The organism is Adlercreutzia sp. ZJ138, assembly GCF_011038935.1.
GTDB lineage: Bacteria > Actinomycetota > Coriobacteriia > Coriobacteriales > Eggerthellaceae > ZJ141.
This window is the reverse complement of the sequence record NZ_JAAKEA010000008.1, coordinates 16,228-38,307: the sequence shown is the minus strand read 5'-3', so window position 1 is coordinate 38,307 and position 22,080 is coordinate 16,228. Positions and strand designations below refer to the sequence as shown.

The window sequence follows — 22,080 nt, the reverse complement described above, 5'->3', positions numbered from 1 at the left end:
TCCCCTACTTGAAGAAGCCGTCGTAGTTATGCATCTTCAGCTGGCTTTCCACCTTGTTCATGGTGTCGAGCGCAACGCCGATCATGATGAGAATCGACGTGCCGCCAAACGACTGAATCAGCTGATTGCCGGTAAAGTAGAAGATAATGGTCGGAAGCACGGCAATAGCCGCAATGAACAAGCCACCCGGCAGCGTTACATAACGCAACACGTTCTTGATGTAGGTGACCGTCGCCGAACCCGGACGGATGCCCGGAATAAAGCCGCCCTGCTTGCGAATGTTGTCGGCCGTTTCTTCCGGATTGAACACCATTGAGGTGTAGAAGTACGCGAAGAACACGATGAGCAGCACGGTCAGGATCCAGTTCACCCAACCAGTCGACACAGCGTTTGCGAATGACGTCAGCCAACTCACGTTAAACAACGCCGCCAACTGAGCCGGGAAGTAAATCAGGCAGCTCGCGAAAATGATGGGGATAACGCCTGCAGCATTCACCTTCAGCGGAATGTACGTTGACTGACCGCCCATCATCTTGCGTCCCTGCACGCGCTTCGCGTAGTTCACCGGAATGCGGCGCTGAGCACGCTCAACAAAGATGATCAGCGGTACGCACACCAATACCACCGCAATGATGAGCAGCGTGATCGCAATGCCCATACCTTTGTCAGCCGTGAGGTTTATCGACTGGAAGATCGCGGAAGGCACACGGCTCACAATACTCACGAAAATGATGAGCGACATGCCGTTACCGATGCCGCGCTGCGTGATAAGCTCGCCCATCCACATGATGAAAGCCGTACCCGCAACCAACGTAAACACCACAATGATATCGGTTACGATTTCGGGAATCTGATCGGTGAACACGACGCCGTACGCAGACGACTTAAACAGCAGCAAGTAGCCAATCGCATTGATCAGACCAAGAACCAGCGTCAAATAACGCGTGATCTGGGTGATCTTCCTGCGGCCCGTCTCGCCTTCGCGTGCCCAGCGACCCACGGCAGGAATGACCCCTTGCATGAGCTGCATGATGATCGACGCGGTGATGTAGGGCATGATTCCCAGTGAAAACACCGAGAAGTTCGACAGCGCACCACCCGAGAATAAGTCGAGCATGGTCATTGACACGCCGGAATCCTGGAATGCCGCAGCAAACGCCTTAAAGGGCACGCCCGGTACTGGAATATAGGACCCCAAACGGTACAGCGCAAGGATGCTGAGCGTAAAGAGGATTTTCTTCCTCAGCTCAGGCACCTTGAACGCATCGATAATAGAGCTTAGCAAGGCTCTTCGACCTTTCCTCCAGCCGCCTCGATCTTTGCCTTGGCGGAAGCGGACACCTTGTCGACTTTTACGGTGAGGGCCTTGGTGATTTCACCGTCGCCCAGAACCTTCACCAATGCATCCTCATGCTTGATAATACCCTTCGCCTTCAGGCTGGCACCATCAACCACATCGCCGGCCTCGAACTTTTCCTCGAGACGCTTCACGTTAACCGGTAGATACTCAACGCGATTGATGTTATTAAAACCAGGGAGCTTCGGCAGACGACGCGCAAGCGGAGTCTGACCACCCTCAAAACCAGCACCCTTGCCGCCGCCAGCACGGGACTTCTGGCCATTCATACCACGGCCGGACGTTTTGCCATAACCAGAAGCGGGGCCACGGCCAACGCGCTTGCGGTTCTTACGAGAGCCCTCAGCAGGTTTCAGATCCTTGATTTCCATGAATACATCTCCTCTGTTCGCTTCGAATCTTAAAGATCCGTGCTGGCAGCTCGCCGCCAGCAAACTTCCAAAACTACACATTCGGCGCACCTTCGCTGAAGGCGCGCCGAATGTGCACTACATACTCTGAAGAGCTTACAGCTCTTCGACCTCCACGAGGTGCTTAACCTTGAAGATCATACCGCGAACGCTCTCGTTGTCAACCTGATCAACCGTGCGGCCGATCTTACCCAAACCAAGCGCACGCAGCGTCTGGCCCTGGTCAGCGGGGCGACCGATGGCGCTCTTCACCTGCGTGACACGCAGGGTCCTCTTTTCCTCTGCCATTACTTCGTCTCCTTCCAGCCATAGATCTGGGCGACGGAGATGCCACGGCGCTCGGCAACCTGCTGCGGACTCTGCATGTTCTTCAAGCCCTCAGCAGCGGCCTTCACGACGTTCAGCACGTTGTCGGTGCCCAGCGACTTGGCGAACACGTTCTCCACGCCCGCCAGCTCCATGACGGCACGCGCGGCGCTACCAGCGATAACACCGGTACCAGGAGTAGCCGGCTTGATGAGCACGCGGCCCGCACCGAACTCGCCCAGGATGTCATGGGGAAGCGTCTTGGCTTCGGTGAGCGGAACGGTGAACATGTTCTTCTTGGCATCTTCAGTGCCCTTACGGATGGCGATAGGCACTTCGGCGGATTTACCCATGCCAACACCCACGCGACCATTGCGATCGCCGACAACCACCAGCGCAGTCAACGCCATGCGACGACCACCCTTGACGGTCTTGGAGACGCGATTGATGTAGACGACGCGTTCCTCGAGCTCGGGAACTGCGGCGTTATTGTCTTGCTTGTTACGAGCCATAGACCTAAACCCCTTCTAGAATTTCAAGCCTGCTTCGCGGGCTGCCTCGGCCAGAGCCTTGACACGACCGTGATACAGGTGGCCACCACGGTCGAACACGACCTCAGTAATGCCTTTGTCCAAAGCGTTCTTGCCAACGATGCTGCCCAGAGCGGCAGCGCCTTCAACGGTCGCACCGTTCTTGCCCGTTGCCTTGAACTCGGGGCCGAGCGTAGACACGCCGTAGATCGTATTACCAGCTTTGTCATCAATCAGCTGGACGTACATATTGGAATTGCTGCGGGTCACACACAGACGCGGACGCGCCACGGTGCCAGAAATCCTGCCGCGAACACGACGATGGCGACGGGCCAGCGCAGCTTGCTTTTTCTGAAGCTTGTTCATGATTATCCCTTCACTATCAAACGCACGTGGCTACTACTTGTCGCCCTTGCCGGACTTGCCCACCTTGCGACGGACATGCTCGCCCTCGTAACGAATACCCTTGCCCTTGTAAGGCTCCGGCTTGCGCCACTTGCGGATGTTTGCTGCAACTTGGCCGACCTGCTCTTTCGAGGGGCCGCTCACGATGATCTCCGTGGGGCTGGGCACCGTGAAGGTGATGCCTTCGGGGCACTCGACGTGAACAGGATGGGAAAAACCGAGCTGCATCTCAAGGTCGGCACCTTTCAGAGCGGCACGGTAGCCAACGCCAACCATCTGAAGCTTCTTGGTATAACCGTTGGTGACGCCCTCGATCATGTTGGCGATCAGCGTACGGGTCAGACCGTGAAAACTGCGAGCTTCACGGGTGTCATCCGGGCGCTTAACGATGATCTCGTCACCTTCACGCTCGATGATCATGATTCCGGGTAGCGTGCGGGAAAGCTCGCCTTTCGGGCCCTTAACCGAAACAGTCGTACCCTCGATGGTCACGTCAACGCCGGCAGGAATGGCGATAGGCTGTTTGCCAATACGAGACATATCTATCCTCCCCTTCCTACCAGATATAGGCGATGACCTCACCGCCGATGCCCAGCTTGCGAGCATCACGGTCAGCCATCACGCCTTTGGACGTGGATACAATTGCGGTGCCCAGGCCGCCGAGTACGCGTGGCAGCTCGTCCTTGCCAGCGTAAATACGCAGACCCGGCTTAGAGATGCGCTTGATACCGCGAATGGTCTTGGCTTTCTTGGCACCGTACTTCAACGTGATCTCAAGCGTAGCACGCGGCTCGCCAGGGATGACGTCATAGCCTTGAATGTAGCCCTCTTCCTGCATGATGCGGGCGATTTCGACAAGCTTCTTGCTGGACGGCATTGCTACCGTCTGCTTGCCGGCAGAGTTTGCGTTACGCACGCGCGTAAGCATATCTGCAATGGGGTCGGTCATGGTCATTGTTGTTTTCTCCTTTGGTTCGTGATGGGCTACGCGAATCGGTTCGTCGGCACCCATAGCGCCTCCGCCTTAACCGCGGCCCACCCGTACGTTGCCTTGTTTTCGCTTACCACGAAGCCTTGGTCACGCCGGGCAGTTCGCCTTTGTTAGCCAACTCGCGCAAGCAGATGCGGCACAGACCGAACTTGCGGTAGTACGCGCGAGGACGTCCGCAACGCGTGCAGCGATTATGCTGACGCGTGGAGAACTTCGGCTCACGCTTGGCCTTGGCGACCATCGATTTCTTAGCCATGCATTTCCTTCTTTCTCATATCCAGCCCGCTTCCCTATGAAGCGGGCTCGAATGCAGCTTTACTAAAGGGAAAGATCACTTTCCCCCACACCCCGAAAAGACGGTGGTGGTTACTTCGCCTTGAACGGGAAGCCGAGCGCAGACAGCAACGCGAATGCGTCGTCGTTGTTCTTCGCGGTGGTAACAAACGTGATGTCCATACCGCGGGTACGATCAACCTTGTCGTAGTCGATCTCAGGGAAGATCAGCTGCTCGGTAATGCCGAGCGTGTAGTTGCCGCGACCGTCGAAGCTGGTCGGAGAAATGCCACGGAAGTCGCGAACGCGGGGCAAAGCGGTTGCCAGCAGGCGATCGAGGAACTCCCACATGCGATCGCCACGCAGCGTAACCTTGCAACCAATTGCCATACCCTCGCGTACATGGAAGCCAGCAATAGACTTGCGAGCACGGGTGATCATGGGCTGCTGGCCAGTGATGATGCGCATATCGTTCATAGCGGCATCGAGCAGCTTGTGGTCGGACGCAGCAGCACCGACGCCCATGTTCACGACGATCTTCTCAAGACGCGGAACGTCGTTCACATTTGCGATGCCAAGCTCGTCTTTCAGCTTGGCAACCAGCTCGTTTCTGTACTTCTCCTTGAGACGAGGCATAGCCATGTTATTTCCTACCTTTCGATGAATTAAACGCAGGATTTCCGACCCTGCGTCCCCGAATATACCGGGGTCATAACATCAGCCTGCGCACCGATAAGGCGCGCAGGCTCGATATTGTATCTTGATTCCGACTATTTGTCGATGTCTTTCCCGCATTTCTTGCAAACGCGAACTTTCTTGCCGTTCTCGTTGATGCGCTTGGAGACGCGAGTGGCCTCCTTGCATTCGGGGCAGATAAGCTTCACGTTCGACACGTGCAACGGAGCCTCGATGGAAATGATGCCCCCCTGCGGGTTCTGCTGAGTGGGATGCATGGCCTTCTTGACCATGTTTGCCTTCTCGACGACAACGCGCTCGCGCTGTGGAATGGCACGGATGACCTCGCCTTCCTTGCCCTTGTCCTTGCCAGCGATGATCCGTACCGTGTCGCCCTTCTTGACATGCATGCTATTCATTGCGCACCCCCTCTACAGCGTTTCCGGTGCCAGAGACACGATCTTCATGTACTTCTTCTCACGCAGCTCACGGGCAACGGGCCCAAAGATGCGGGTGCCGCGCGGAGCGCCATTGTTGTCGATGAGAACTGCGGCGTTCTGATCGAACTTGATGTAGCTGCCGTCGGTGCGGCGAACTTCCTTCTTCACGCGAACGATGACGCAGCGCACGACATCGCCCTTCTTCACGTTGCCGTTCGGCATCGCTTCCTTAACGCTGCAGATGATGACATCGCCGAGGCCTGCGTAACGGCGCTTCGAGCCGCCCAGAACCTTGATGCACTGCACCTTGCGCGCGCCGGAGTTGTCGGCAACTGCGAGCATGGATTGCATCTGAATCATTGCTTCAACCTAACTTTCGAATCGGTAATCGTAACGGCATGAAGCCCGATTACTTTGCCTTCTCGACAATCTCCATGAGACGCCAGCGCTTCATCTTGGACAGCGGGCGAGTCTCCATGATGCGAACGGTATCGCCTACACCGGCTTCGTTCTTCTCATCATGGGCATGGAACTTCTTCGTGAAGGTCATCATCTTCTTGTAGACGGGATGGGGTTTACGTTCCTTCACCTGCACGACGATGGTCTTGTCGTTGACAGCACTGACCACGACACCCTGACGTACCTTTCGGTTATTGCGTTCTTCGCTCATTGTATCCAACCTTCCAAGCCTTAAGCGCTCAGCTCACGAGCACGCATCTCGGTCTGGATACGCGCGATGTCCTTCTTAACCTGCTTTACGCGGGCGGTATTGTCAAGCTGGCTCGTTGCCATCTGGAAGCGCAGGTTGAACAGCTCTGCACGCGCCTCCTTGAGCTTGGCCTGCAAATCGTCGGCAGACAGCTCACGAATCTCTGCTGGTTTCATTTACTCCTGCCCCTCCGTTTCACGGGTCACAATCTTGCACTTGATGGGCAGCTTGTTGATAGCCAGACGGAGAGCCTCACGAGCGACTTCGTCTTCGACGCCATCAATCTCGAACATGATGCGGCCCGGCTTAACCACAGCCACCCATGCCTCCGGGTTGCCCTTGCCGGAACCCATGCGGGTTTCAGCCGGCTTCTTAGTGATGGGCTTATCGGGGAAGATGGTGATCCACACCTTGCCGCCACGCTTCATGTGACGGGTCATGGCGATACGAGCTGCCTCGATTTGCCGGTTGGTGATCCATGCGGCCTCCAGAGCCTGGATGCCATAAGAGCCATGGTTCAGACGGGTGCCGCCCTTGGCCTTGCCCTTCATGGAGCCACGCTGCACCTTGCGGTGCTTTACACGCTTAGGTACGAGCATTACTTGCGCCCCCTCTCGTTACGATCGTTGCGACGGCGACTCGGGCGGGAACCGCCTTCGAGCGCGGGCTGCGGAGCTTTCTGGCCCGGCAGAACATCGCCATGGTACACCCACACCTGAACGCCAATAGCGCCCATCGTGGTGCGAGCCGTGGCGAAGCCGTAATCGATCTTGGCACGCAGGGTATGACGCGGAACACGACCCTCGCCGTACCACTCGCGACGGCTCATCTCAGCGCCACCCAAACGGCCGGAGCACTGAATACGGATACCCTTCGCGCCACTCTTGCGAGCAGACTGCACGGCCTTGCGCATCGCGCGGCGGAAGGCCACGCGTCCCTCAAGCTGCTCGGCGATAGACTGCGCAACGAGTACGGCGTCGAGCTCGGGACGCTTGATCTCAACGACCTCGACCGAAACCGTGCCATCGGCAATGGTTTCGAGCTTCTTGCGAAGCGCGTCGATTTCGGCGCCCTTCTTGCCGATAACCACACCCGGGCGAGCAGTGGTGATGACAATTTTCACCTTGTCGCCGGCACGCTCGATTTCAACCTTCGAGACGGCTGCGCGCTCGAGTTGCTTGTTCAAAAACTTCCTGATGGCGAGATCGTTCTCAAGGTTCTTGGCGTAATCCTTGTCGGCGTACCAGCGGCTGCGCCAATCCTCAGTGATGCCGAGACGGAACCCGGTGGGGCTTACCTTCTGACCCATGCGCTTATGCCTCCTCTCGAGTTCCAACGACAATAGTAATGTGGCTTGTGCGCTTACGGATACGGGATGCGGAACCCTTCGCACGCGGGCGGATGCGCTTCATCGTGGGACCCTCGTCAACGAAGGCAGTCTTCACGATGAGCGAGTCCGGACGGACGTGATGCAGGTTCTCAGCGTTGGCAACCGCAGAGTTCAGCGTCTTCAATACGGTTTCCGCAATGGCGCGGTCCGTGAACGCGAGTATATCCTGCGCTGCCGGAACGGACTTGCCGCGAATCAGGTCGACGACAATGCGCGCCTTGCGGGGAGAAACGCGCACGAAACGTGCAATAGCTTTAGCTTCCATCGTTTACCCCCTTCTTATCGCTTCTTGCCCTTGTCGGCAGAGTGACCCTTGAACGTGCGGGTCGGGGCGAACTCGCCCAGCTTGTGGCCGACCATGGATTCGGTAACGTACACCGGCACGTGCTTGCGGCCATCGTGAACGGCGATGGTGTGACCCACCATTTCCGGGAAGATGGTGCTCGAACGTGACCAGGTTTTGATGACGTTCTTTTCGCCTGCAGCGTTCATCGCCTCGATGCGACCAAGAAGACGCGGCTCAACGAAAGGACCTTTTTTCAAACTTCTACTCACTATTACTCCTTAACGCTTTGCGCTACTTCTTGCGACGGCGGATGATCAAGCGGCTCGAAGCCTTCTTGGGATTGCGAGTGCGGTGACCCTTCGTGGGAACGCCCCACGGAGTAACCGGGTGACGACCTGCGGACTTGTTCTTGCCCTCGCCACCACCGTGCGGATGGTCGACCGGGTTCATAACCGTACCGCGAACGGTCGGGCGGATGCCCTTCCAGCGGTTGCGGCCAGCCTTGCCAATGCGGATGTTGGAGTGCTCGGCGTTGCCAACCTCACCGATCGTTGCGCGGCAGGTAACCAACACGCGACGCATCTCGGAAGAAGGCATGCGCAGAATGGCGTACTTTCCTTCCTTGCCCATGAGCTGAATGCTGGTGCCAGCAGAGCGAGCAAGTGCCGCACCCCTGCCAGGCTGCAGCTCAACAGCATGGATGAGCGTACCAACGGGAATCTCAGAGAGGGGCATGGCGTTGCCGGGCTTGATGTCGGCACCCACACCGCTGACCACCACGTCGCCCACCTTCAGGCCCTTCGGGTGAAGGATGTAGCGCTTCTCGCCATCAGCGTAATGCAGAAGAGCGATGCGAGCGGAGCGATTCGGATCGTACTCGACCGTGGCAACCTTTGCGGGAACGCCGTCTTTCGTGCGCTTGAAGTCGATGATGCGATACCGGCGCTTGTTGCCGCCACCCTGATGACGGGTGGTGATGCGGCCATTGTTGTTGCGGCCCGCCTTCTTAGGCAGGGGCGCAAGCAGAGACTTTTCCGGCGTCGAACACGTGATTTCGGCGAAATCCGAAACCGACTGGAAGCGACGGCCGGGACTTGTCGGCTTGTACTGCTTTACTCCCATTTCTAACCTTTCCTGGGTTCTTGTGAGTTCGTTGACGGAGCGAACCCTAAAAACCCTTTACACTTGGACCCCCGCTCGCGCGCCTCAACCGCACCCCGAGGACCCACCTTGCCTTTGCGGACGCTTCGATAGCCACGTGCGCCTGTTTGAGGCCAAACGCCCTGACGCCGAAGGTCCACGCATCCGGGTGTATCCATGACACACCAGACACAAACGAACATTATACGCAGCTTGAAGGCGCACTTCAAGAATGTATTTTGTGCCCATAACCTGCACACAACCAGACCCCGGAAGAGCGAAGAGCACTCCTCCGGGGTCTTGGAAATACACTGACCAACGTCGGTTACCCGGCAATGAGCTTTAAGGAAACGCTGATTCATTCCGCCAATCCTGCGTATCCTTAGAAACTTCTGAGTGGTTATTCTTCAGAAGCCGTTACCTTTTCGGATTCGACGGCAGACTCACCTTTGCCACCTTCGCCCTGAGCTGCAGCTGCTGCCGCAACCGGCGCAGCGTCTGACTGCATGACAGTGACGGTGGCGTGGTCGGCGAGCCATCTGTTGGCAACGTAGCGCTCACACGCCTCGCGCAGCGCAAAGCCGCGGCCGTTATCTTCCATGTCGCGACACACGATTTGCGGGTTCTGCGGATTCATAGCGCGGCACGTTGCAGCAACGTCGGCGTCGGTGACCTTCAGGCGCTCGTGACGGAACACCGCATCGAGCGCGTAGCCCTGTGCGAGAGTTTCGCGCGCCTGCAGCGCCAGCATGAGCGAAAAGTTTTGCTGCCCACCCATCTGTTCCATATACTGCTCAAAGGTCATACCCTGGGCCTTCGTTCGCAGACGCAGATCGTCAACAAGCGCGCGCTGCGTGGCGTCGTGAATCACATCGGGTATGCCGCCCTTGAAACGCCGCGCGATTTCGGAGGCAGCGGCCTGCATCTTCATCTGATCGATCTGCTGCTCAACCTGCTGCTTCATGGTTGCGCGCAGGCTTTCGCGTACACCTTCAACGCCTGGCAGCATGGGAAAGTTCTCTTTCACCCACGCATCATCGATGACGGGAATCTTGCGGTCCTGCACCTCTTTTACCGTAACAGTGAACTCGATTGCGTCGCCCGGCTTTCCTCCCTCACCCGGCATAGCAACCGTAAACGTTTTTGTCTCACCCGGCTGCATGCCGAGCAAGTTGCGCTCGAATTCCTCAGGCATGAGGTTCATTCCCATGGCGTAGGTGCGCCCTTCGGTGTGTAAAGCAGGAAGCGGCTTGCCATCTTGTTCGGCATCCATGGCTATAAGTGCGCAATTGGTTTCTTCGATGGGGTGTGGGTCAGCAGACACGAACGTCGCATAGCTTTCAGCGAGGTTTACTAGCTGCTTGTCGATCTCGCTTTCGGGAATATCGGACGGGGGCACCGTAACAGACACCGGACTATAATCATCAAGCTCGTAGGTGGGTTTCGGCGTAATGGTGACCGAAAACTCAAACGGCTCGCCGCGCTTGATGGTTCCCGTAGGAACCTCTGCAGGCATGAACGCTGGCGTAAGGTTGCGCTTGTCGATAGCAAACGGCACCAAGTACTGGGCGGCCTTCGGCGCAGCCAAAGCGTCGAGATCTTTGATGTGAAGTTCATCCGCGGCAACCTGTTGGGCCGTCTTACCTTGCGACACTCGAATGCCCAGATCTTGCAATGACAAGTACTGTGCAACCGTAAATGCATGATTGACCTCGGCGGGCGAAGCGACGGCATCGAGCCGGATGCGGCCGTCGGTAAGCTTTTGTTCCGTAACCTTCATGGGCAGTTCTCCTTGCATGTTCCAACGAAGATGCCATTGTAACGCACTGCGAAGGATCGGCAACGCACCACCCGCCGAAACCTTCTACTCGTTGGATTTCAAGCTCTCCACCATGCTTACCTTCGCCAGCTTGCGACGCATGAACGTCATGACAATGGCCGTAAAGACCATGGTGAGCGCAAAGGCGAGAACAAAACTTGTCGCATGGATGTCGCGGCCAAACATGACCTGATCGACCTCGGCGGTTACGATGACAAACCCTTCAAGGAACACGCCGAGCACCAATCCGACGGCCGCACCTACAATAGACAGAATGGTAATTTCGCGGAAGATGTAGGCGTTCACTTCGCCTGACATAAAACCAAGCACTTTCAGCGTGGCGATCTCGCGCACACGTTCGGTAATGTTGATGTTCGTAAGGTTGTACAGCACGATAAACGCAAGCGCTGCAGCGGCAACCACCAGCACCACCACAACCATGTTTACGCTGCGCAGCATGGTTTTGTACGAGTCGATGACCTCGTCGTTGAACGACACCGTACGCACGCCGGGAAGCGCCGACGCCTGACTGCCAAAGGTCTCGTGCGCTTCGTCGCTGTCATCGATGTGCGCGAAACACGACGTATATTCGGGAGCTACACCGAACGTGCGCTCGTAGACTTCGGGACCCATAAACACCCAGTTGTCCACATAGTTTTCCATGATGCCAGTAATGGTAGCCTCATACACCTGCGATGTGGCGTTGCCCATCTGGTCTTGCTCTGCGAGCCGCAGCTCGTCGCCAGGCTTCAGCCCGAGTTCGTTTGCAAGCTTTTCAGTGACAACAACTCCATCGCGGCCAAGGTTCACCGGTTCGTGCCCCACACGCTCACGCATGGTCCACAATTCCTGGAATGCTTCGGGGTCTTGCGGTACCGCCAACGACACCATTATGTCAGAGCGATTCGGACCTTGGGCAATGTAGGACAACTCCTGCGCCCAAGCGCTCTTTTGCGCGAGATCTTCCGTTTCGCTGCGCACTGCATTATCCGGCTGCTCATCGAAAACGACCACCGCATTGTAGCTAACCAGTTCACCATACTGCTTATCAATGATATCGTTAATCGAGTTCTGTAGCCCGAGCCCCGTGAGCAGCAGCGCCGTGCAGCCCGCAATGCCGATTACCGTCATGAACAGGCGCTTCTTATACCGGAAGAGGTTACGAAATGTTACTTTCCAACTAAACGACACCCGACGCCACAACGGTGTTACACGCTCGAGCAAAATACGTTTGCCGGCCTTCGGCGCGCGCGGCAGCATGAGATGGGCCGGCTGCTCGCGCAGCGTAGCGGTAACCGCAGCCCAGGTAGCCCCCAGCGTTACGCCGACACCAAGCCCCGCCGACAGCAGCGCAATGGGCAGATCGACGCAAGGCGGCGCCTTCGGTACCGAGTAGATGATGGCGTAAGCTTCCATAATCACCGCCGGCAGCACGAGCGAGAGTACTACGATACCCACAACGGCACCAACAATGGCGGCAATGGCGGCGTAGATGACGTATTTCGAAGTGATGCGCGCCCGCGAGTAACCGAGCGCCTTGTACGTGCCAATAAGCACGCGCTCTTCTTCCACCATGCGCGTCATAGTAGTGAGCGACACCAATGCCGCAACTAAGAAGAAGATGAAGGGAAACACCCGCGCAATATGGTCGACGCGCTCGGCATCGGAGGCAAAACTGACCGCGCCGTAGTTCTTCGAGCGGTCCATGACAAGCCAGGTGGGAGCCTCGAGGTCATCAATGGTAAGCTGTGCGCTAGCAAGCTCGGCTTCGGCATCGGCGAATTTCGACTCGGCTTCGGCGAGGGCATTCTCGTAGTCGGCTCGCCCGCTTTCGTAGTCGGAGCGACCGCTTTCGTAGTCGGAGCGACCCTGTTCGTAGCGTTGCTTGCCATCTTCGAGCTGAGAGGTACCACTGTCGAGCTGCGCCTTACTAGCCGCCAGCTGCGCTTGAGCGGCAGCAAGCTGCACGTTTACCTGATTGCGCTGGGCGTACAGCTTTGCGCGAGCAGCGGCGAGCTGCTCTGGTACACCGGCAGTGCGTTCATCAATGACGGCAATGCCCTGCTCAAGTTGCGCCGCCTGCTCCACGAGCGCGGCGCGCTGTACTTGCAGCGCCTGCAAGTCGGCAACAGCGAGGGTAAGCTTGTCAACCTCAATCTGGAGCGTTTCAACTCGCGCTTTCAAAGCAGCGTATCCAGGGTCATTCGGATCGGCCACAGCAAGCGCCGCCTGCGCTTCTTCAAGCATTCCCTGTGTCGTGGCAAGTGCCTCAAGCGCCTTGTCGAGCGCTTCGTCGACACTTGACATATGCATGTCGGCCATTTGCTTGTCGATGGCAGCGATGGCTGCGTTTACCTGATCGAGGGCGCCCTGCAGGCTGGCGCGCTGCGCCATAGCAGCATCATAGCTTGTCTGCGCCTGGCCAAGCTGATCTTCCGCTTCGGCAAGCTGGCGCTTTGCTGCCACCTCTTGGGAAGCAAGCTGCGACACACCCTGCTCGTAAAGCAGGCGGCCCTGCGCAAGCTGCCGCTCGGTTTGTTCGATTTGCAAAGCCGATACAGCGAGCTGCTGCTGCGCTGCATCCAACTGCTCACGCGCACGAGCAAGCTCGTTGGCGGCGTCGTCAAGCTGCGAGGTAGCGTCAGCGCGCTCGGCCTCAAAGTCAGCCCGCGCGTTGTCGAGTTCGGCTTGGGCTTCAGCACGCAAGCCGTCGAGTCGCGCTTGTTCTCGCTCGGGCGCGATTGTCTCAATGCGGCCGATAACCTCGCCAATGAGTTCGTCGTATGCCGCGCTGCCATCCTTCAAGTCGGCAGCACCCTCAACCGTACAGAACGCTTCGGTATAGGGCATGCTGTCTACAAAGCTGTCGTTCGGCACGTACATGAACTGTTGCACCGTTCCCGACCCGAGCGACGTGGTTCCCATAGCCGTAGAACACACGTAATATGGCGAACGCACATAGCCGACAATGGTATACGTGCGCGTGACCAGCGTGTCATCGAGGTCTGTTACCCCTTCGGTCACAGTAACGACGTCGCCCACCTTCGTGGGCACATTCATCACGCGGTCATACGAGATAATGCACTCATCCGCTGACGTAGGCCAGCTTCCCTCCACGAGCGTTAAACGATTCAGATAATTCGCATCATCAGACGCAATTGTGGCGTTGTTTTCCTGTACGCTGCTTTCGGCAGCATCTGGCAGCGAATGCACTCGCACGGCATACTGCTCGCCGTCGATTGTGGCCATAACGTCAGTTTCCCGTGCAGGCATGACAGCATCTACGCCCTCTACCTGGCGCAGCGCCTCAACATCGTCGTCGGTGAGCCCTAAAGTTGATACCACACGCACGTCCATGAGCGCCGTGCCATCGTAGTAGCGATCGGCCGATGCATCCATATCGGGTGCGGTCATGCGCAAGCCCGCGTAGAAGCCGCAGCCCAGTGCCACAATGGCCGCGATGGCTACGAAACGCCCAAGCGTGCCGGTAATCGAGCGTACGATCTCCTTGTCAAACGAGCTCGCCATGCACACCTACCATTCCAACTCGTCAGCAGATGCGGGACGGTCGTTGAGCAAAACTTCGGCAACCCGCCCCTCACGAATGCGGATAACTCGGTCGGCAATAGCAGTAAATGCCGAGTTATGTGTGATAAGCACGACGGTGCGACCCGTGTTGCGAGAAGTGTCTTGCAGCAGCTTTAAGATAGCCTTGCCGGTTTTGTAGTCAAGCGCACCCGTTGGTTCGTCGCAAAGCAAAAGCTTCGGGTTCTTCGCGAGCGCGCGGGCAATGGCAACGCGCTGCTGCTCGCCACCCGAAAGCTGCGCAGGGAAGTTATCTAAACGATGCGCCAGCCCCACCTGTGCAAGCACATCGTCAGCAGAAAGTGGATGCTCACAGATTTGACTGGCAAGTTCTACGTTTTCCCGCGCCGTCAGGTTCTGCACAAGGTTGTAAAACTGGAACACGAAGCCGATGTCGTAGCGGCGGTATTCAGTAAGCTGCTTCTCCGAGAATGAACCGATCTCTCTTCCATCGAGCACGATAGAACCCGACGTACATGAATCCATTCCCCCAAGCATGTTGAGAAGCGTTGTTTTGCCTGAGCCGGAAGGCCCAACCACAACCACGAGCTCACCTTGCTCGATGTCGAAGGACATGCCATCAACAGCGGCCACGTCCACCTCGCCCATATGGTAGATCTTCCGCACATCGCGGAATTCAACGAACGCCATAGACCCACCCCTCTTACCGTTTGCTTGAAAAATGAGCATAGCATAGGTTCGAGATTACTGGCAAAAGCGTTGCGGTTTCACCCTACCAATGACAGACGACCGTGTCTCCCGGTTGAATAAGTCCGTACAAGTTGGCCGCTTTGTCAACCGGCAAGTTGATACAACCATGACTGCCGAAGCCGTCTGCGTAACGCGTGCCACCAAAGGCTGCTTGCCAGTCGGCATCATGGAAGCCAACCAGGTTGCCCACCCACGGCATCCAGTACTGCACCTTTGACTCGTAGGTTTTCTTGCCGTTCTCGTAGCCAATCAAAACCGAAGGGCTTTCCTTAGCATTGAGAACATACACGCCAGTGGGCGTGTCATTCTTGCCATCGGGTGCTCCCGACACGCAGTCGGATTCCCAAATGAGATTGCCGCCGTCGAAGAAGCGTACGTGCTGTTCGGCCAAATCAACGTCGACGTAGCGGTCGCCCCAATCTTGCTCGCCCTGCGGTGCAAACTTATCGGCAGTCTGCTTGCACGGTAGATCGATCGTGCCACCTTGGCCACTGGTAATGACGGCTTTTACCTGCTCAACCAAGCTGCCCGCATCGACATCCCACCCGTAGATACCGCCTGTAACAGTGCATTGCTTGCCATCAGGTCGTATGTAGGTACGCGTGCTGCCAATAGTATTGAAGCCAGATGAGATTTCGCCCGCCCAAGCGGCAAGTGCTTCGTCGTCAAAACTGACCTGCAGGTTTTCATCGAGCTTGATCCATGTCGCCACCGTGTCGGGGTTGCTTTCAAACACCAGTTCCCCACCTGCTGTCACATCAAAGCTCGTGGCAACCATGGCATTTGCCGCGCCTTCGGCAGCAGCCAGCGCCTCGTCATCGGAGAACACCGTAGGCTGCAACAGCTCGTTATCGGTCAGCTCGAGCGTACTATCAAACGTCAGAATAGCCTGGTCGATAGCTGACAGCACCGCTTCAGGATCGAGCGCGGTACCCACTTGTTCGCTTGAGATAACGAAACGATCAAGTGCTTCGTCGTAAGCAAGTGCTGCATTTACCGGCGGCTCGGCTTCGGCGTTGTACTCCTCAACCGCCACCGTCACTTTGTCGTTAAGCTGCGTTTTGTCATGCGTCATCACCAACGCTTCAGACACATCGTGCGCGCGTCGTAATTCAAGCGGCCATGCCCACGGGTTCGTCATACGAAGCGCAGTAGAAACCACTTCCGACTCGTTGAGCGCCAACCCGATGTCGCTTGACGTGTAGGTGGCAGAAAAGTTTTCGCCGGTAACCGTAAGCTCATAGTCGGCAACTTGCTCGGCAATGAAGTTCTCGGCTTGCTTCGACGACATGAGAGACATATCAAAACGTCCGAGCGTAGTATCGGGCATGAAATGACTGCTGAAGTAGAGTGCTGCACCAGAATAGGCAACAGCAACAAGCGCAATCACAACGGCCAACGTGATAGCAACCACCTTCGCCGCAGAGCGCTTCTTCTTCGGCTGCGGCATACGCGGCTGCTGCTGCACACCCCCCACAGGTCTCATTGCAGTTGTGGGCTGCGACGGCACGACTGGAACCTTCGCAGTTGCAGTCATGGCAGGTGATGTGCCTCCCTTGGCGACGTGACGACCGCGATTCGCTTTGTCAGATTTCGATGGCATAGCTTCCCCCACACAATTCGGAACACGTGGCTATCATACCAATGAATAGGCGTTTTCCGAGAAAAGACCCGCCGCCGTCGCTATTACGAGGCGAACTTGACAAGAACTGCAAAGATCAGCCCTCCGGCACCCAAAGACACCGGAGGGCTTTATGCGGCGCTTAAAGCTTGCTTGTTAGCAGTTTGCGCGCCGAACCGTTTGGAATCGCTTACGCGAACAGCTCGATGGTGTCGCCTTCCTTCAGCGTGACCATAGCCTTCTTCCAGGTACGGGTACGACCCGGCTGCTGGCGAACGCGCTTCGGCTTGGACTTCACGTTGAGGGTGTTCACGTTAACGACGGTCACGTCGAAAATAGCCTCGATGGCCTGACGAATCTCAACCTTGTTGGAATTCTTCGCCACCTCGAACGTGTACACGTTCTTCTCCATCATGTCGTAGCTATGCTCCGTGATGATGGGGCGAATGATAACCTCGCGGGGATCCTTCATTAGCTCAGCACCTCCTCGATGCGCTTCAGGGCGTCGGCCGTAAACACGAGCGCCTTGTTGTCGATGAGTTCGTAGGTGTTAGCTACACCAACAGGCAGAACGTTCACCGTCGGGATGTTGCGGAACGACAAAAACGTATTCACATCGTCGTCGCTAATCACGATGGTGATACGACGCTCGAGACCGAGCGCGTTCAAAGCGGCAACGGCATCTTTGGTGCGGGGCTTCTCGAAGTTGAAGCCGTCAACCACTACCAACTCACCATCGGCCAGCTTGGCAGAAAGCGCGCTGCGCATGGCCAGCTTGACCTCTTTGCGGTTCACCTTCATCTCGTAGGAACGCGGATGAGGACCGAACACGGTGCCGCCGCCAACCCACTGGGGCGAACGAATGCTACCCTGACGGGCACGGCCGGTGCCCTTCTGACGCCACGGCTTCTTGCCGCCGCCACGCACTTCGCCGCGCGTACGCGTGTCATGCGTGCCCTGACGCCAGGATGCGCGCTGTGCGCGGACAACCCGGTGCATGACGGGCACATTCGGCTCAATGCCGAACACGGAGTCGGCAAGCTCGGCCTGACCGGCCTTCTTCCCGCTCACGTCTTTGATATCGATAGTCGTCATGTTGATAAGCTCCTTATAAGGTCAGTTCTCTAAGCCATGCGGACGCGCACGATGCCGTTCTTGGCACCGGGAACCGCACCCTTGACCAGAATGAGGTTCTGGTCCTCGTCAATGCGCACGAGTTCGAGGTTGCGAACGGTAACGGTGTCGCAGCCCATCTGACCCGGGAGCTTGACGCCCTTGAAAACACGGGACGGACTCGCGCACTGGCCGATGGAACCGGGAGCGCGGTGGAAGTGGGCACCGTGTCCGCCCGGGCCGCCACCGAAGCCCCAACGCTTCATGACGCCGGCAAAGCCTTTGCCCTTCGACGTACCAGTAACGTCAACCTTCTTGCAGTCAGCAAACGCAGCAACCGTCTGCTCGTCGCCAACCTTGTACTCGCCTGCATTCTCGGTGCGAACCTCACGCAGATAGCGCTTCGGCTCGACGCCCTGCTTGGCAAAGTGACCCGCCATGGGCTTGTTGACCTTCTTCGGCTTAATGGCTCCAAAGCCCAGCTGCACGGCTTCATAACCGTCGGTTTCGGTCGTCTTGACCTGGCAAACCGTATTCGGCTCAGCCTGGATAACCGTAACGGGAATGACGCGGTCGTCCTCGCTGAACAACTGGGTCATGCCGATTTTCTTACCATAGATGGCGTTAATCATATGCGTGCACACCTCCCTTACAGCTTGATCTCGATATCGACGCCCGCGGGGAGGTCGAGACGCATCAGGGAGTCAACCGTGTTCGGCGTCGGCTCCAGGATGTCGATGAGACGCTTATGGGTGCGCATCTCGAACTGCTCACGCGAGTCTTTGTTCACATGCGGGCCCCTGACCACGCAATACAGGTTGCGCTCGGTCGGCAACGGAATGGGGCCGGAAACCTTTGCGCCCGTCTTCTGAGCGGTGTCGACGATGAGTTTCGTGGACTGGTCCACGATTTCATGATCGTAGCCCTTCAGGCGGATGCGAATCTTCTGATTAGCCACTTAACTTACCTCCAATTAAGCTTTTTGCGGCGCCCTTAGGCCTTGCCGCCAGCCTTGCTGATAATCTCTTCCATCACGCTCTTGGGTACCGGCTCGTAGGAATCGAACTGCATGGTGTACATGGCTCGGCCCTGCGTGCCGCTGCGAAGGTCGGTTGCGTAGCCAAACATGTTGCCCAGCGGAACCTTGGCGCTGATGACAACCGTGTTGCTGCGCTGCTCCTGACCCTGAATCAGGCCACGGCGAGACGGAATGTCTCCCATGACAAACCCCGTGTACTCTTCTGGTGTCTCGATCTCGACAGCCATCATCGGCTCGAGAATGACCGGATCGGACTTACGCAGCGCGTCCTTGATGGCCATAGAGCCGGCCACCTTGAACGCCGCCTCGGAAGAGTCGACATCGTGATAGGAGCCATCGATCAATTCGACGCGAACGTCCTCGACCGGATATCCTGCCAAAACGCCAGAGTTCAGCGCTTCCTGGATACCCTTGTCGATGGAAGGGATATATTCCTTCGGAACCACGCCGCCGACGATCTTGTTCTCGAACTCGTAGCCCTTGCCCGGCTCCTGCGGATACATGTTGATAACCGCATGGCCGTACTGACCACGACCACCGGACTGGCGGACAAACTTGCCCTCGGCGCTGAGTACTTCGTGACCTGGACGCTCGCGGTAAGCAACCTGCGGTTTGCCCACGTTCGCTTCGACCTTGAACTCACGCAGCAGACGGTCGACGATGATTTCGAGATGCAGCTCACCCATGCCGGCAATAATGGTCTGGCCGGTTTCTTGGTTGGTGGACACGCGGAACGTCGGGTCCTCTTCGGCAAGCTTCTGCAACGCGACAGCCATCTTGTCCTGCTCGGCCTTTGTCTTCGGCTCGACGGCGATGTCGATAACCGGATCGGCGAACTCCATGGACTCCAAGATAACCGGAGCACCATCGGCACACAACGTGTCACCAGTCGACGTGTCCTTCAGGCCCACAACAGCAACAATGTCACCCGCAGAGCAGGTATCAATATCGACACGCTGGTTGGAATGCATCTGCAGCAGACGGCCGATACGTTCCTTCTTGTCCTTGCAGGCGTTAATAACGTAGCTGCCCGCATCAAGCGAACCGGAGTATACGCGCAGGTAGGTGAGCTTACCCACGTAGGGGTCAGTCATGATCTTGAAGGCCAAAGCCGCAAACGGCGCCTTCGGATCGGCCGGACGATCCTCTTCCTCTCCGGTGTCGGGGTTGGTTCCCTTAATGGCAGGAACGTCGAGGGGGCTGGGCAGGTAATCAACAACGGCGTCGAGCAGCTCCTGCACACCCTTGTTCTTGTAGGCAGAACCCACGAACACAGGGTTGACCTTGCACTCGATGACGCCCTTGCGCAGCGCGGCCTTAATTTCCTCGACCGTGACCTCTTCCTCCATGAGAACTTTTTCCATGAGGTCGTCGTCGCAGTCGGCGGCAGCCTCGAGCAGTTCCTGGTGGTAGAGTTCAGCATCCTCGGCGAACTCGGCCGGGATAGCGTCCATCGGCTCGGGGTAAGTCATGCCCTTGTCGTCGGCCTTGAAGTCCCATGCAGTCATGGTAACCAGGTCGATGATGCCCCAGAACTGATCTTCTGCACCCATGGGGATCTGCGCGGCAATGGCGTTGGAGCCCAAGCGGTCGCGCATGGTTTGGATGGCATGGAAGAAGTCGGCGCCGACGCGGTCGTACTTGTTGATGAAGGCGATGCGCGGAACGCCGTAGCGCTCAGCCTGACGCCACACGGTTTCGGACTGCGGCTGCACGCCAGCCACCGCGTCGAAGACAGCCACGGTACCGTCGAGTACGCGCAGCGAACGCTCGACCTCGGCCGTGAAGTCCACGTGGCCGGGGGTGTCGATAATCTGGAAACGGTATTCCTTGCCATCCTTCGCACCGCCGGGATACTTCCAGAAGCACGTGGTGGCAGCAGAGGTGATGGTCACGCCGCGCTCTTGCTCCTGAACCATCCAGTCCATGGTGGCAGCGCCGTCGTGTACCTCACCAATCTTGTGAGTTTTGCCTGTATAGTACAGGATGCGCTCGGTCGTGGTCGTCTTGCCCGCATCGATGTGGGCCATGATGCCGATGTTGCGCGTGTCCTGGAGGTTAATTTTAGCCATTCCGTTCCCCCTAGAAGCGATAATGCGAGAAGGCGCGGTTGGACTCAGCCATCTTGTACAGGTCTTCGCGACGCTTCACGGAAGCGCCGGTGTTGTTGGCGGCGTCCATGATTTCGGCTGCAAGACGCTGCTTCATGGTGTGCTCCTTGCGCTTGCGCGAGAAGTCAACGATCCAACGGATGGCCAGTGTGGTGGCGCGACGAGAGTTGACCTCCATCGGCACCTGATAGGTTGCGCCGCCAACGCGCTTGGGCTTGACCTCAAGCGTGGGACGAACATTGTCCATGGCCTTCTTGAACATGGCCAAGGGATCCTCACCGGTCTTCTCGGCAACGATGTCGAAGGCACCGTAGACGATGTTCTCGGCGACGGATTTCTTGCCATCCAGCAGGATCTTATTGATCAGCTGAGTGACAAGACGGTTGTTGTACTTTGCGTCCGGCTGGGTTTCGCGACGGACTGCTGCTGCACGACGCGGCATGCTTTCTCCTTACATTCCTGCGCGCTTCGGGATGTATTTCCATCCATTAGGCTGCCGCTTGATCCGGCCCTTCCGGTCAAACGTTTCCGCAGCCCGCGCGGCTTAACGGCTTACTTACTTGGGGCGCTTGGCGCCATAGCGGCTGCGAGCCTGCTTGCGGTTGTTCACGGCAGCGCAGTCGAGCGCGGCGCGAATAACCTTGTAGCGAACGCCGGGGAGGTCCTTCACACGGCCGCCGCGGATGAGCACCATGGAGTGCTCCTGCAGGTTGTGGCCGATACCGGGGATGTAGGCGGTGACCTCCATGCCGTTCACGAGACGAACACGGCAAACCTTACGCAGAGCCGAGTTCGGCTTTTTCGGGGTGGTGGTGTACACGCGGGTGCACACGCCACGCTTCTGCGGGTTGCCCTTCAGAGCAGGTGTCTTCTTCTTATCAACCTGCTTTTGGCGGCCCTTGCGGACCAACTGGTTAATGGTAGGCAAAACTCACTCCTTCTTCTACCTGACGACCTTTTCGCTGGTTTCCCAACGCATTTCATGTAAGCTTTTTCATTGCGCACACGAAAACACACGCCTCCTTCAAGGCGCAAGGCGGTACTTTACTCTGCCCCACCAGGCTTGTCAAACGCCACGCATCCGGGCGTATCTATGCCGACAGGAATGCGTTTTCGCAGGTGGAGAATGAACCGGATAAATGCGACGCGCACGTGTTCACCATTTCTTC

At 57.4% G+C, this 22,080-nt stretch carries 29 protein-coding genes; all 29 read right to left on the bottom strand.

Annotated elements, in window-relative coordinates:
* Positions 1-4: 4 nt before the first annotated feature.
* Positions 5-1,285: a preprotein translocase subunit SecY gene (gene secY / locus G7Y43_RS04950; RefSeq protein WP_165044694.1), complete on the bottom strand. Its 1,281-nt coding sequence runs from the start codon at positions 1,283-1,285 to the stop codon at positions 5-7.
* On the bottom strand, positions 1,279-1,728 hold the full coding sequence (gene rplO / locus G7Y43_RS04945; protein ID WP_165044692.1) for a 50S ribosomal protein L15: 450 nt from the start codon (positions 1,726-1,728) through the stop codon (positions 1,279-1,281). The genes secY and rplO overlap by 7 nt, the downstream gene beginning before the upstream one ends.
* 135 nt (positions 1,729-1,863) lie before the next feature.
* A complete protein-coding gene (rpmD, locus tag G7Y43_RS04940; protein ID WP_165044690.1) occupies positions 1,864-2,055 on the bottom strand; it encodes a 50S ribosomal protein L30 in 192 nt (63 codons plus the stop codon).
* Entirely contained in the window at positions 2,055-2,585 is a 531-nt protein-coding gene (gene rpsE, locus G7Y43_RS04935) for a 30S ribosomal protein S5 (RefSeq protein ID WP_165044688.1), read from the bottom strand. The genes rpmD and rpsE overlap by 1 nt, the downstream gene beginning before the upstream one ends.
* 15 nt (positions 2,586-2,600) lie before the next feature.
* Positions 2,601-2,969 carry a 50S ribosomal protein L18 gene (gene rplR, locus G7Y43_RS04930; RefSeq protein ID WP_165044686.1) on the bottom strand — a complete coding sequence of 123 codons (369 nt, stop codon included), beginning with the start codon at positions 2,967-2,969 and terminating at the stop codon, positions 2,601-2,603.
* 33 nt (positions 2,970-3,002) lie between these two features.
* Positions 3,003-3,548: a 50S ribosomal protein L6 gene (gene rplF / locus G7Y43_RS04925; RefSeq protein WP_165044684.1), complete on the bottom strand. Its 546-nt coding sequence runs from the start codon at positions 3,546-3,548 to the stop codon at positions 3,003-3,005.
* A gap of 16 nt (positions 3,549-3,564) precedes the next feature.
* The gene (rpsH, locus tag G7Y43_RS04920) at positions 3,565-3,963 is read right to left on the bottom strand and encodes a 30S ribosomal protein S8 (protein WP_165044803.1); all 399 of its coding nucleotides are present in this window, start codon (positions 3,961-3,963) and stop codon (positions 3,565-3,567) included.
* Between the two features lie 106 nt (positions 3,964-4,069).
* Positions 4,070-4,255: a type Z 30S ribosomal protein S14 gene (locus G7Y43_RS04915; protein ID WP_101723122.1), complete on the bottom strand. Its 186-nt coding sequence runs from the start codon at positions 4,253-4,255 to the stop codon at positions 4,070-4,072.
* 110 nt (positions 4,256-4,365) lie between these two features.
* Positions 4,366-4,914 carry a 50S ribosomal protein L5 gene (gene rplE / locus G7Y43_RS04910; protein ID WP_165044682.1) on the bottom strand — a complete coding sequence of 183 codons (549 nt, stop codon included), beginning with the start codon at positions 4,912-4,914 and terminating at the stop codon, positions 4,366-4,368.
* 128 nt (positions 4,915-5,042) lie between these two features.
* Positions 5,043-5,357 carry a 50S ribosomal protein L24 gene (rplX, locus tag G7Y43_RS04905; RefSeq protein ID WP_241158164.1) on the bottom strand — a complete coding sequence of 105 codons (315 nt, stop codon included), beginning with the start codon at positions 5,355-5,357 and terminating at the stop codon, positions 5,043-5,045.
* Between the two features lie 21 nt (positions 5,358-5,378).
* Positions 5,379-5,747 carry a 50S ribosomal protein L14 gene (gene rplN / locus G7Y43_RS04900; protein ID WP_165044679.1) on the bottom strand — a complete coding sequence of 123 codons (369 nt, stop codon included), beginning with the start codon at positions 5,745-5,747 and terminating at the stop codon, positions 5,379-5,381.
* Between the two features lie 49 nt (positions 5,748-5,796).
* The gene (rpsQ, locus tag G7Y43_RS04895) at positions 5,797-6,057 is read right to left on the bottom strand and encodes a 30S ribosomal protein S17 (protein WP_165044678.1); all 261 of its coding nucleotides are present in this window, start codon (positions 6,055-6,057) and stop codon (positions 5,797-5,799) included.
* A gap of 20 nt (positions 6,058-6,077) precedes the next feature.
* Complete coding sequence (gene rpmC / locus G7Y43_RS04890) at positions 6,078-6,272, bottom strand: 50S ribosomal protein L29 (RefSeq protein ID WP_165044677.1); 195 nt, start codon at positions 6,270-6,272, stop codon at positions 6,078-6,080.
* Positions 6,273-6,695 (bottom strand): 50S ribosomal protein L16, encoded by a 423-nt coding sequence (rplP, locus tag G7Y43_RS04885; RefSeq protein WP_165044676.1) that lies wholly within the window; start codon positions 6,693-6,695, stop codon positions 6,273-6,275.
* Positions 6,695-7,405 (bottom strand): 30S ribosomal protein S3, encoded by a 711-nt coding sequence (gene rpsC, locus G7Y43_RS04880; protein ID WP_165044675.1) that lies wholly within the window; start codon positions 7,403-7,405, stop codon positions 6,695-6,697. The genes rplP and rpsC overlap by 1 nt, the downstream gene beginning before the upstream one ends.
* A 4-nt stretch (positions 7,406-7,409) precedes the next feature.
* Positions 7,410-7,751 carry a 50S ribosomal protein L22 gene (rplV, locus tag G7Y43_RS04875; RefSeq protein WP_165044674.1) on the bottom strand — a complete coding sequence of 114 codons (342 nt, stop codon included), beginning with the start codon at positions 7,749-7,751 and terminating at the stop codon, positions 7,410-7,412.
* Positions 7,752-7,765: 14 nt separating this feature from the next.
* The gene (rpsS, locus tag G7Y43_RS04870) at positions 7,766-8,041 is read right to left on the bottom strand and encodes a 30S ribosomal protein S19 (RefSeq protein ID WP_165044673.1); all 276 of its coding nucleotides are present in this window, start codon (positions 8,039-8,041) and stop codon (positions 7,766-7,768) included.
* 22 nt (positions 8,042-8,063) lie between these two features.
* Entirely contained in the window at positions 8,064-8,894 is an 831-nt protein-coding gene (rplB, locus tag G7Y43_RS04865; protein WP_165044671.1) for a 50S ribosomal protein L2, read from the bottom strand.
* Between the two features lie 418 nt (positions 8,895-9,312).
* Positions 9,313-10,692, bottom strand: coding sequence for a trigger factor (locus tag G7Y43_RS04860; protein ID WP_165044669.1), 1,380 nt, complete (start codon positions 10,690-10,692; stop codon positions 9,313-9,315).
* An 84-nt stretch (positions 10,693-10,776) separates the two neighbouring features.
* Entirely contained in the window at positions 10,777-14,259 is a 3,483-nt protein-coding gene (locus tag G7Y43_RS04855; RefSeq protein WP_165044667.1) for an FtsX-like permease family protein, read from the bottom strand.
* 6 nt (positions 14,260-14,265) lie between these two features.
* A complete protein-coding gene (locus tag G7Y43_RS04850; RefSeq protein WP_165044665.1) occupies positions 14,266-14,967 on the bottom strand; it encodes an ABC transporter ATP-binding protein in 702 nt (233 codons plus the stop codon).
* 82 nt (positions 14,968-15,049) lie between these two features.
* On the bottom strand, positions 15,050-16,564 hold the full coding sequence (locus G7Y43_RS04845; RefSeq protein ID WP_165044663.1) for a L,D-transpeptidase family protein: 1,515 nt from the start codon (positions 16,562-16,564) through the stop codon (positions 15,050-15,052).
* Positions 16,565-16,838: 274 nt separating this feature from the next.
* The gene (gene rplW / locus G7Y43_RS04840) at positions 16,839-17,120 is read right to left on the bottom strand and encodes a 50S ribosomal protein L23 (RefSeq protein ID WP_165044661.1); all 282 of its coding nucleotides are present in this window, start codon (positions 17,118-17,120) and stop codon (positions 16,839-16,841) included.
* On the bottom strand, positions 17,120-17,743 hold the full coding sequence (gene rplD / locus G7Y43_RS04835; protein ID WP_165044659.1) for a 50S ribosomal protein L4: 624 nt from the start codon (positions 17,741-17,743) through the stop codon (positions 17,120-17,122). Before rplD ends, rplW begins: the two co-directional genes overlap by 1 nt.
* A 29-nt stretch (positions 17,744-17,772) precedes the next feature.
* Positions 17,773-18,393, bottom strand: a complete 621-nt coding sequence (gene rplC, locus G7Y43_RS04830; RefSeq protein WP_165044657.1) for a 50S ribosomal protein L3 — start codon at positions 18,391-18,393, stop codon at positions 17,773-17,775.
* A gap of 17 nt (positions 18,394-18,410) precedes the next feature.
* Positions 18,411-18,719, bottom strand: a complete 309-nt coding sequence (gene rpsJ / locus G7Y43_RS04825; RefSeq protein ID WP_009138625.1) for a 30S ribosomal protein S10 — start codon at positions 18,717-18,719, stop codon at positions 18,411-18,413.
* A gap of 35 nt (positions 18,720-18,754) precedes the next feature.
* A complete protein-coding gene (fusA, locus tag G7Y43_RS04820; RefSeq protein ID WP_165044655.1) occupies positions 18,755-20,872 on the bottom strand; it encodes an elongation factor G in 2,118 nt (705 codons plus the stop codon).
* A 10-nt stretch (positions 20,873-20,882) separates the two neighbouring features.
* On the bottom strand, positions 20,883-21,353 hold the full coding sequence (gene rpsG, locus G7Y43_RS04815) for a 30S ribosomal protein S7 (protein ID WP_165044653.1): 471 nt from the start codon (positions 21,351-21,353) through the stop codon (positions 20,883-20,885).
* Positions 21,354-21,467: 114 nt separating this feature from the next.
* On the bottom strand, positions 21,468-21,839 hold the full coding sequence (rpsL, locus tag G7Y43_RS04810) for a 30S ribosomal protein S12 (protein WP_165044651.1): 372 nt from the start codon (positions 21,837-21,839) through the stop codon (positions 21,468-21,470).
* Between the last annotated feature and the right edge of the window lie 241 nt (positions 21,840-22,080).

What these genes read in the sequence shown, in the direction of transcription:
- rplO (WP_165044692.1), bottom strand. Translation starts at nt 1,728, where the DNA reads ATGGAAATCAAGGATCTGAAACCTGCTGAGGGCTCTCGTAAGAACCGC.
- rpmD (WP_165044690.1), bottom strand. Translation starts at nt 2,055, where the DNA reads ATGGCAGAGGAAAAGAGGACCCTGCGTGTCACGCAGGTGAAGAGCGCC.
- rpsE (WP_165044688.1), bottom strand. Translation starts at nt 2,585, where the DNA reads ATGGCTCGTAACAAGCAAGACAATAACGCCGCAGTTCCCGAGCTCGAG.
- rplR (WP_165044686.1), bottom strand. Translation starts at nt 2,969, where the DNA reads ATGAACAAGCTTCAGAAAAAGCAAGCTGCGCTGGCCCGTCGCCATCGT.
- rplF (WP_165044684.1), bottom strand. Translation starts at nt 3,548, where the DNA reads ATGTCTCGTATTGGCAAACAGCCTATCGCCATTCCTGCCGGCGTTGAC.
- rpsH (WP_165044803.1), bottom strand. Translation starts at nt 3,963, where the DNA reads ATGACCATGACCGACCCCATTGCAGATATGCTTACGCGCGTGCGTAAC.
- G7Y43_RS04915 (WP_101723122.1), bottom strand. Translation starts at nt 4,255, where the DNA reads ATGGCTAAGAAATCGATGGTCGCCAAGGCCAAGCGTGAGCCGAAGTTC.
- rplE (WP_165044682.1), bottom strand. Translation starts at nt 4,914, where the DNA reads ATGGCTATGCCTCGTCTCAAGGAGAAGTACAGAAACGAGCTGGTTGCC.
- rplX (WP_241158164.1), bottom strand. Translation starts at nt 5,357, where the DNA reads ATGCATGTCAAGAAGGGCGACACGGTACGGATCATCGCTGGCAAGGAC.
- rplN (WP_165044679.1), bottom strand. Translation starts at nt 5,747, where the DNA reads ATGATTCAGATGCAATCCATGCTCGCAGTTGCCGACAACTCCGGCGCG.
- rpsQ (WP_165044678.1), bottom strand. Translation starts at nt 6,057, where the DNA reads ATGAGCGAAGAACGCAATAACCGAAAGGTACGTCAGGGTGTCGTGGTC.
- rpmC (WP_165044677.1), bottom strand. Translation starts at nt 6,272, where the DNA reads ATGAAACCAGCAGAGATTCGTGAGCTGTCTGCCGACGATTTGCAGGCC.
- rplP (WP_165044676.1), bottom strand. Translation starts at nt 6,695, where the DNA reads ATGCTCGTACCTAAGCGTGTAAAGCACCGCAAGGTGCAGCGTGGCTCC.
- rpsC (WP_165044675.1), bottom strand. Translation starts at nt 7,405, where the DNA reads ATGGGTCAGAAGGTAAGCCCCACCGGGTTCCGTCTCGGCATCACTGAG.
- rplV (WP_165044674.1), bottom strand. Translation starts at nt 7,751, where the DNA reads ATGGAAGCTAAAGCTATTGCACGTTTCGTGCGCGTTTCTCCCCGCAAG.
- rplB (WP_165044671.1), bottom strand. Translation starts at nt 8,894, where the DNA reads ATGGGAGTAAAGCAGTACAAGCCGACAAGTCCCGGCCGTCGCTTCCAG.
- G7Y43_RS04860 (WP_165044669.1), bottom strand. Translation starts at nt 10,692, where the DNA reads ATGAAGGTTACGGAACAAAAGCTTACCGACGGCCGCATCCGGCTCGAT.
- G7Y43_RS04855 (WP_165044667.1), bottom strand. Translation starts at nt 14,259, where the DNA reads ATGGCGAGCTCGTTTGACAAGGAGATCGTACGCTCGATTACCGGCACG.
- G7Y43_RS04850 (WP_165044665.1), bottom strand. Translation starts at nt 14,967, where the DNA reads ATGGCGTTCGTTGAATTCCGCGATGTGCGGAAGATCTACCATATGGGC.
- G7Y43_RS04845 (WP_165044663.1), bottom strand. Translation starts at nt 16,564, where the DNA reads ATGACTGCAACTGCGAAGGTTCCAGTCGTGCCGTCGCAGCCCACAACT.
- rplW (WP_165044661.1), bottom strand. Translation starts at nt 17,120, where the DNA reads ATGAAGGATCCCCGCGAGGTTATCATTCGCCCCATCATCACGGAGCAT.
- rplD (WP_165044659.1), bottom strand. Translation starts at nt 17,743, where the DNA reads ATGACGACTATCGATATCAAAGACGTGAGCGGGAAGAAGGCCGGTCAG.
- rplC (WP_165044657.1), bottom strand. Translation starts at nt 18,393, where the DNA reads ATGATTAACGCCATCTATGGTAAGAAAATCGGCATGACCCAGTTGTTC.
- fusA (WP_165044655.1), bottom strand. Translation starts at nt 20,872, where the DNA reads ATGGCTAAAATTAACCTCCAGGACACGCGCAACATCGGCATCATGGCC.
- rpsG (WP_165044653.1), bottom strand. Translation starts at nt 21,353, where the DNA reads ATGCCGCGTCGTGCAGCAGCAGTCCGTCGCGAAACCCAGCCGGACGCA.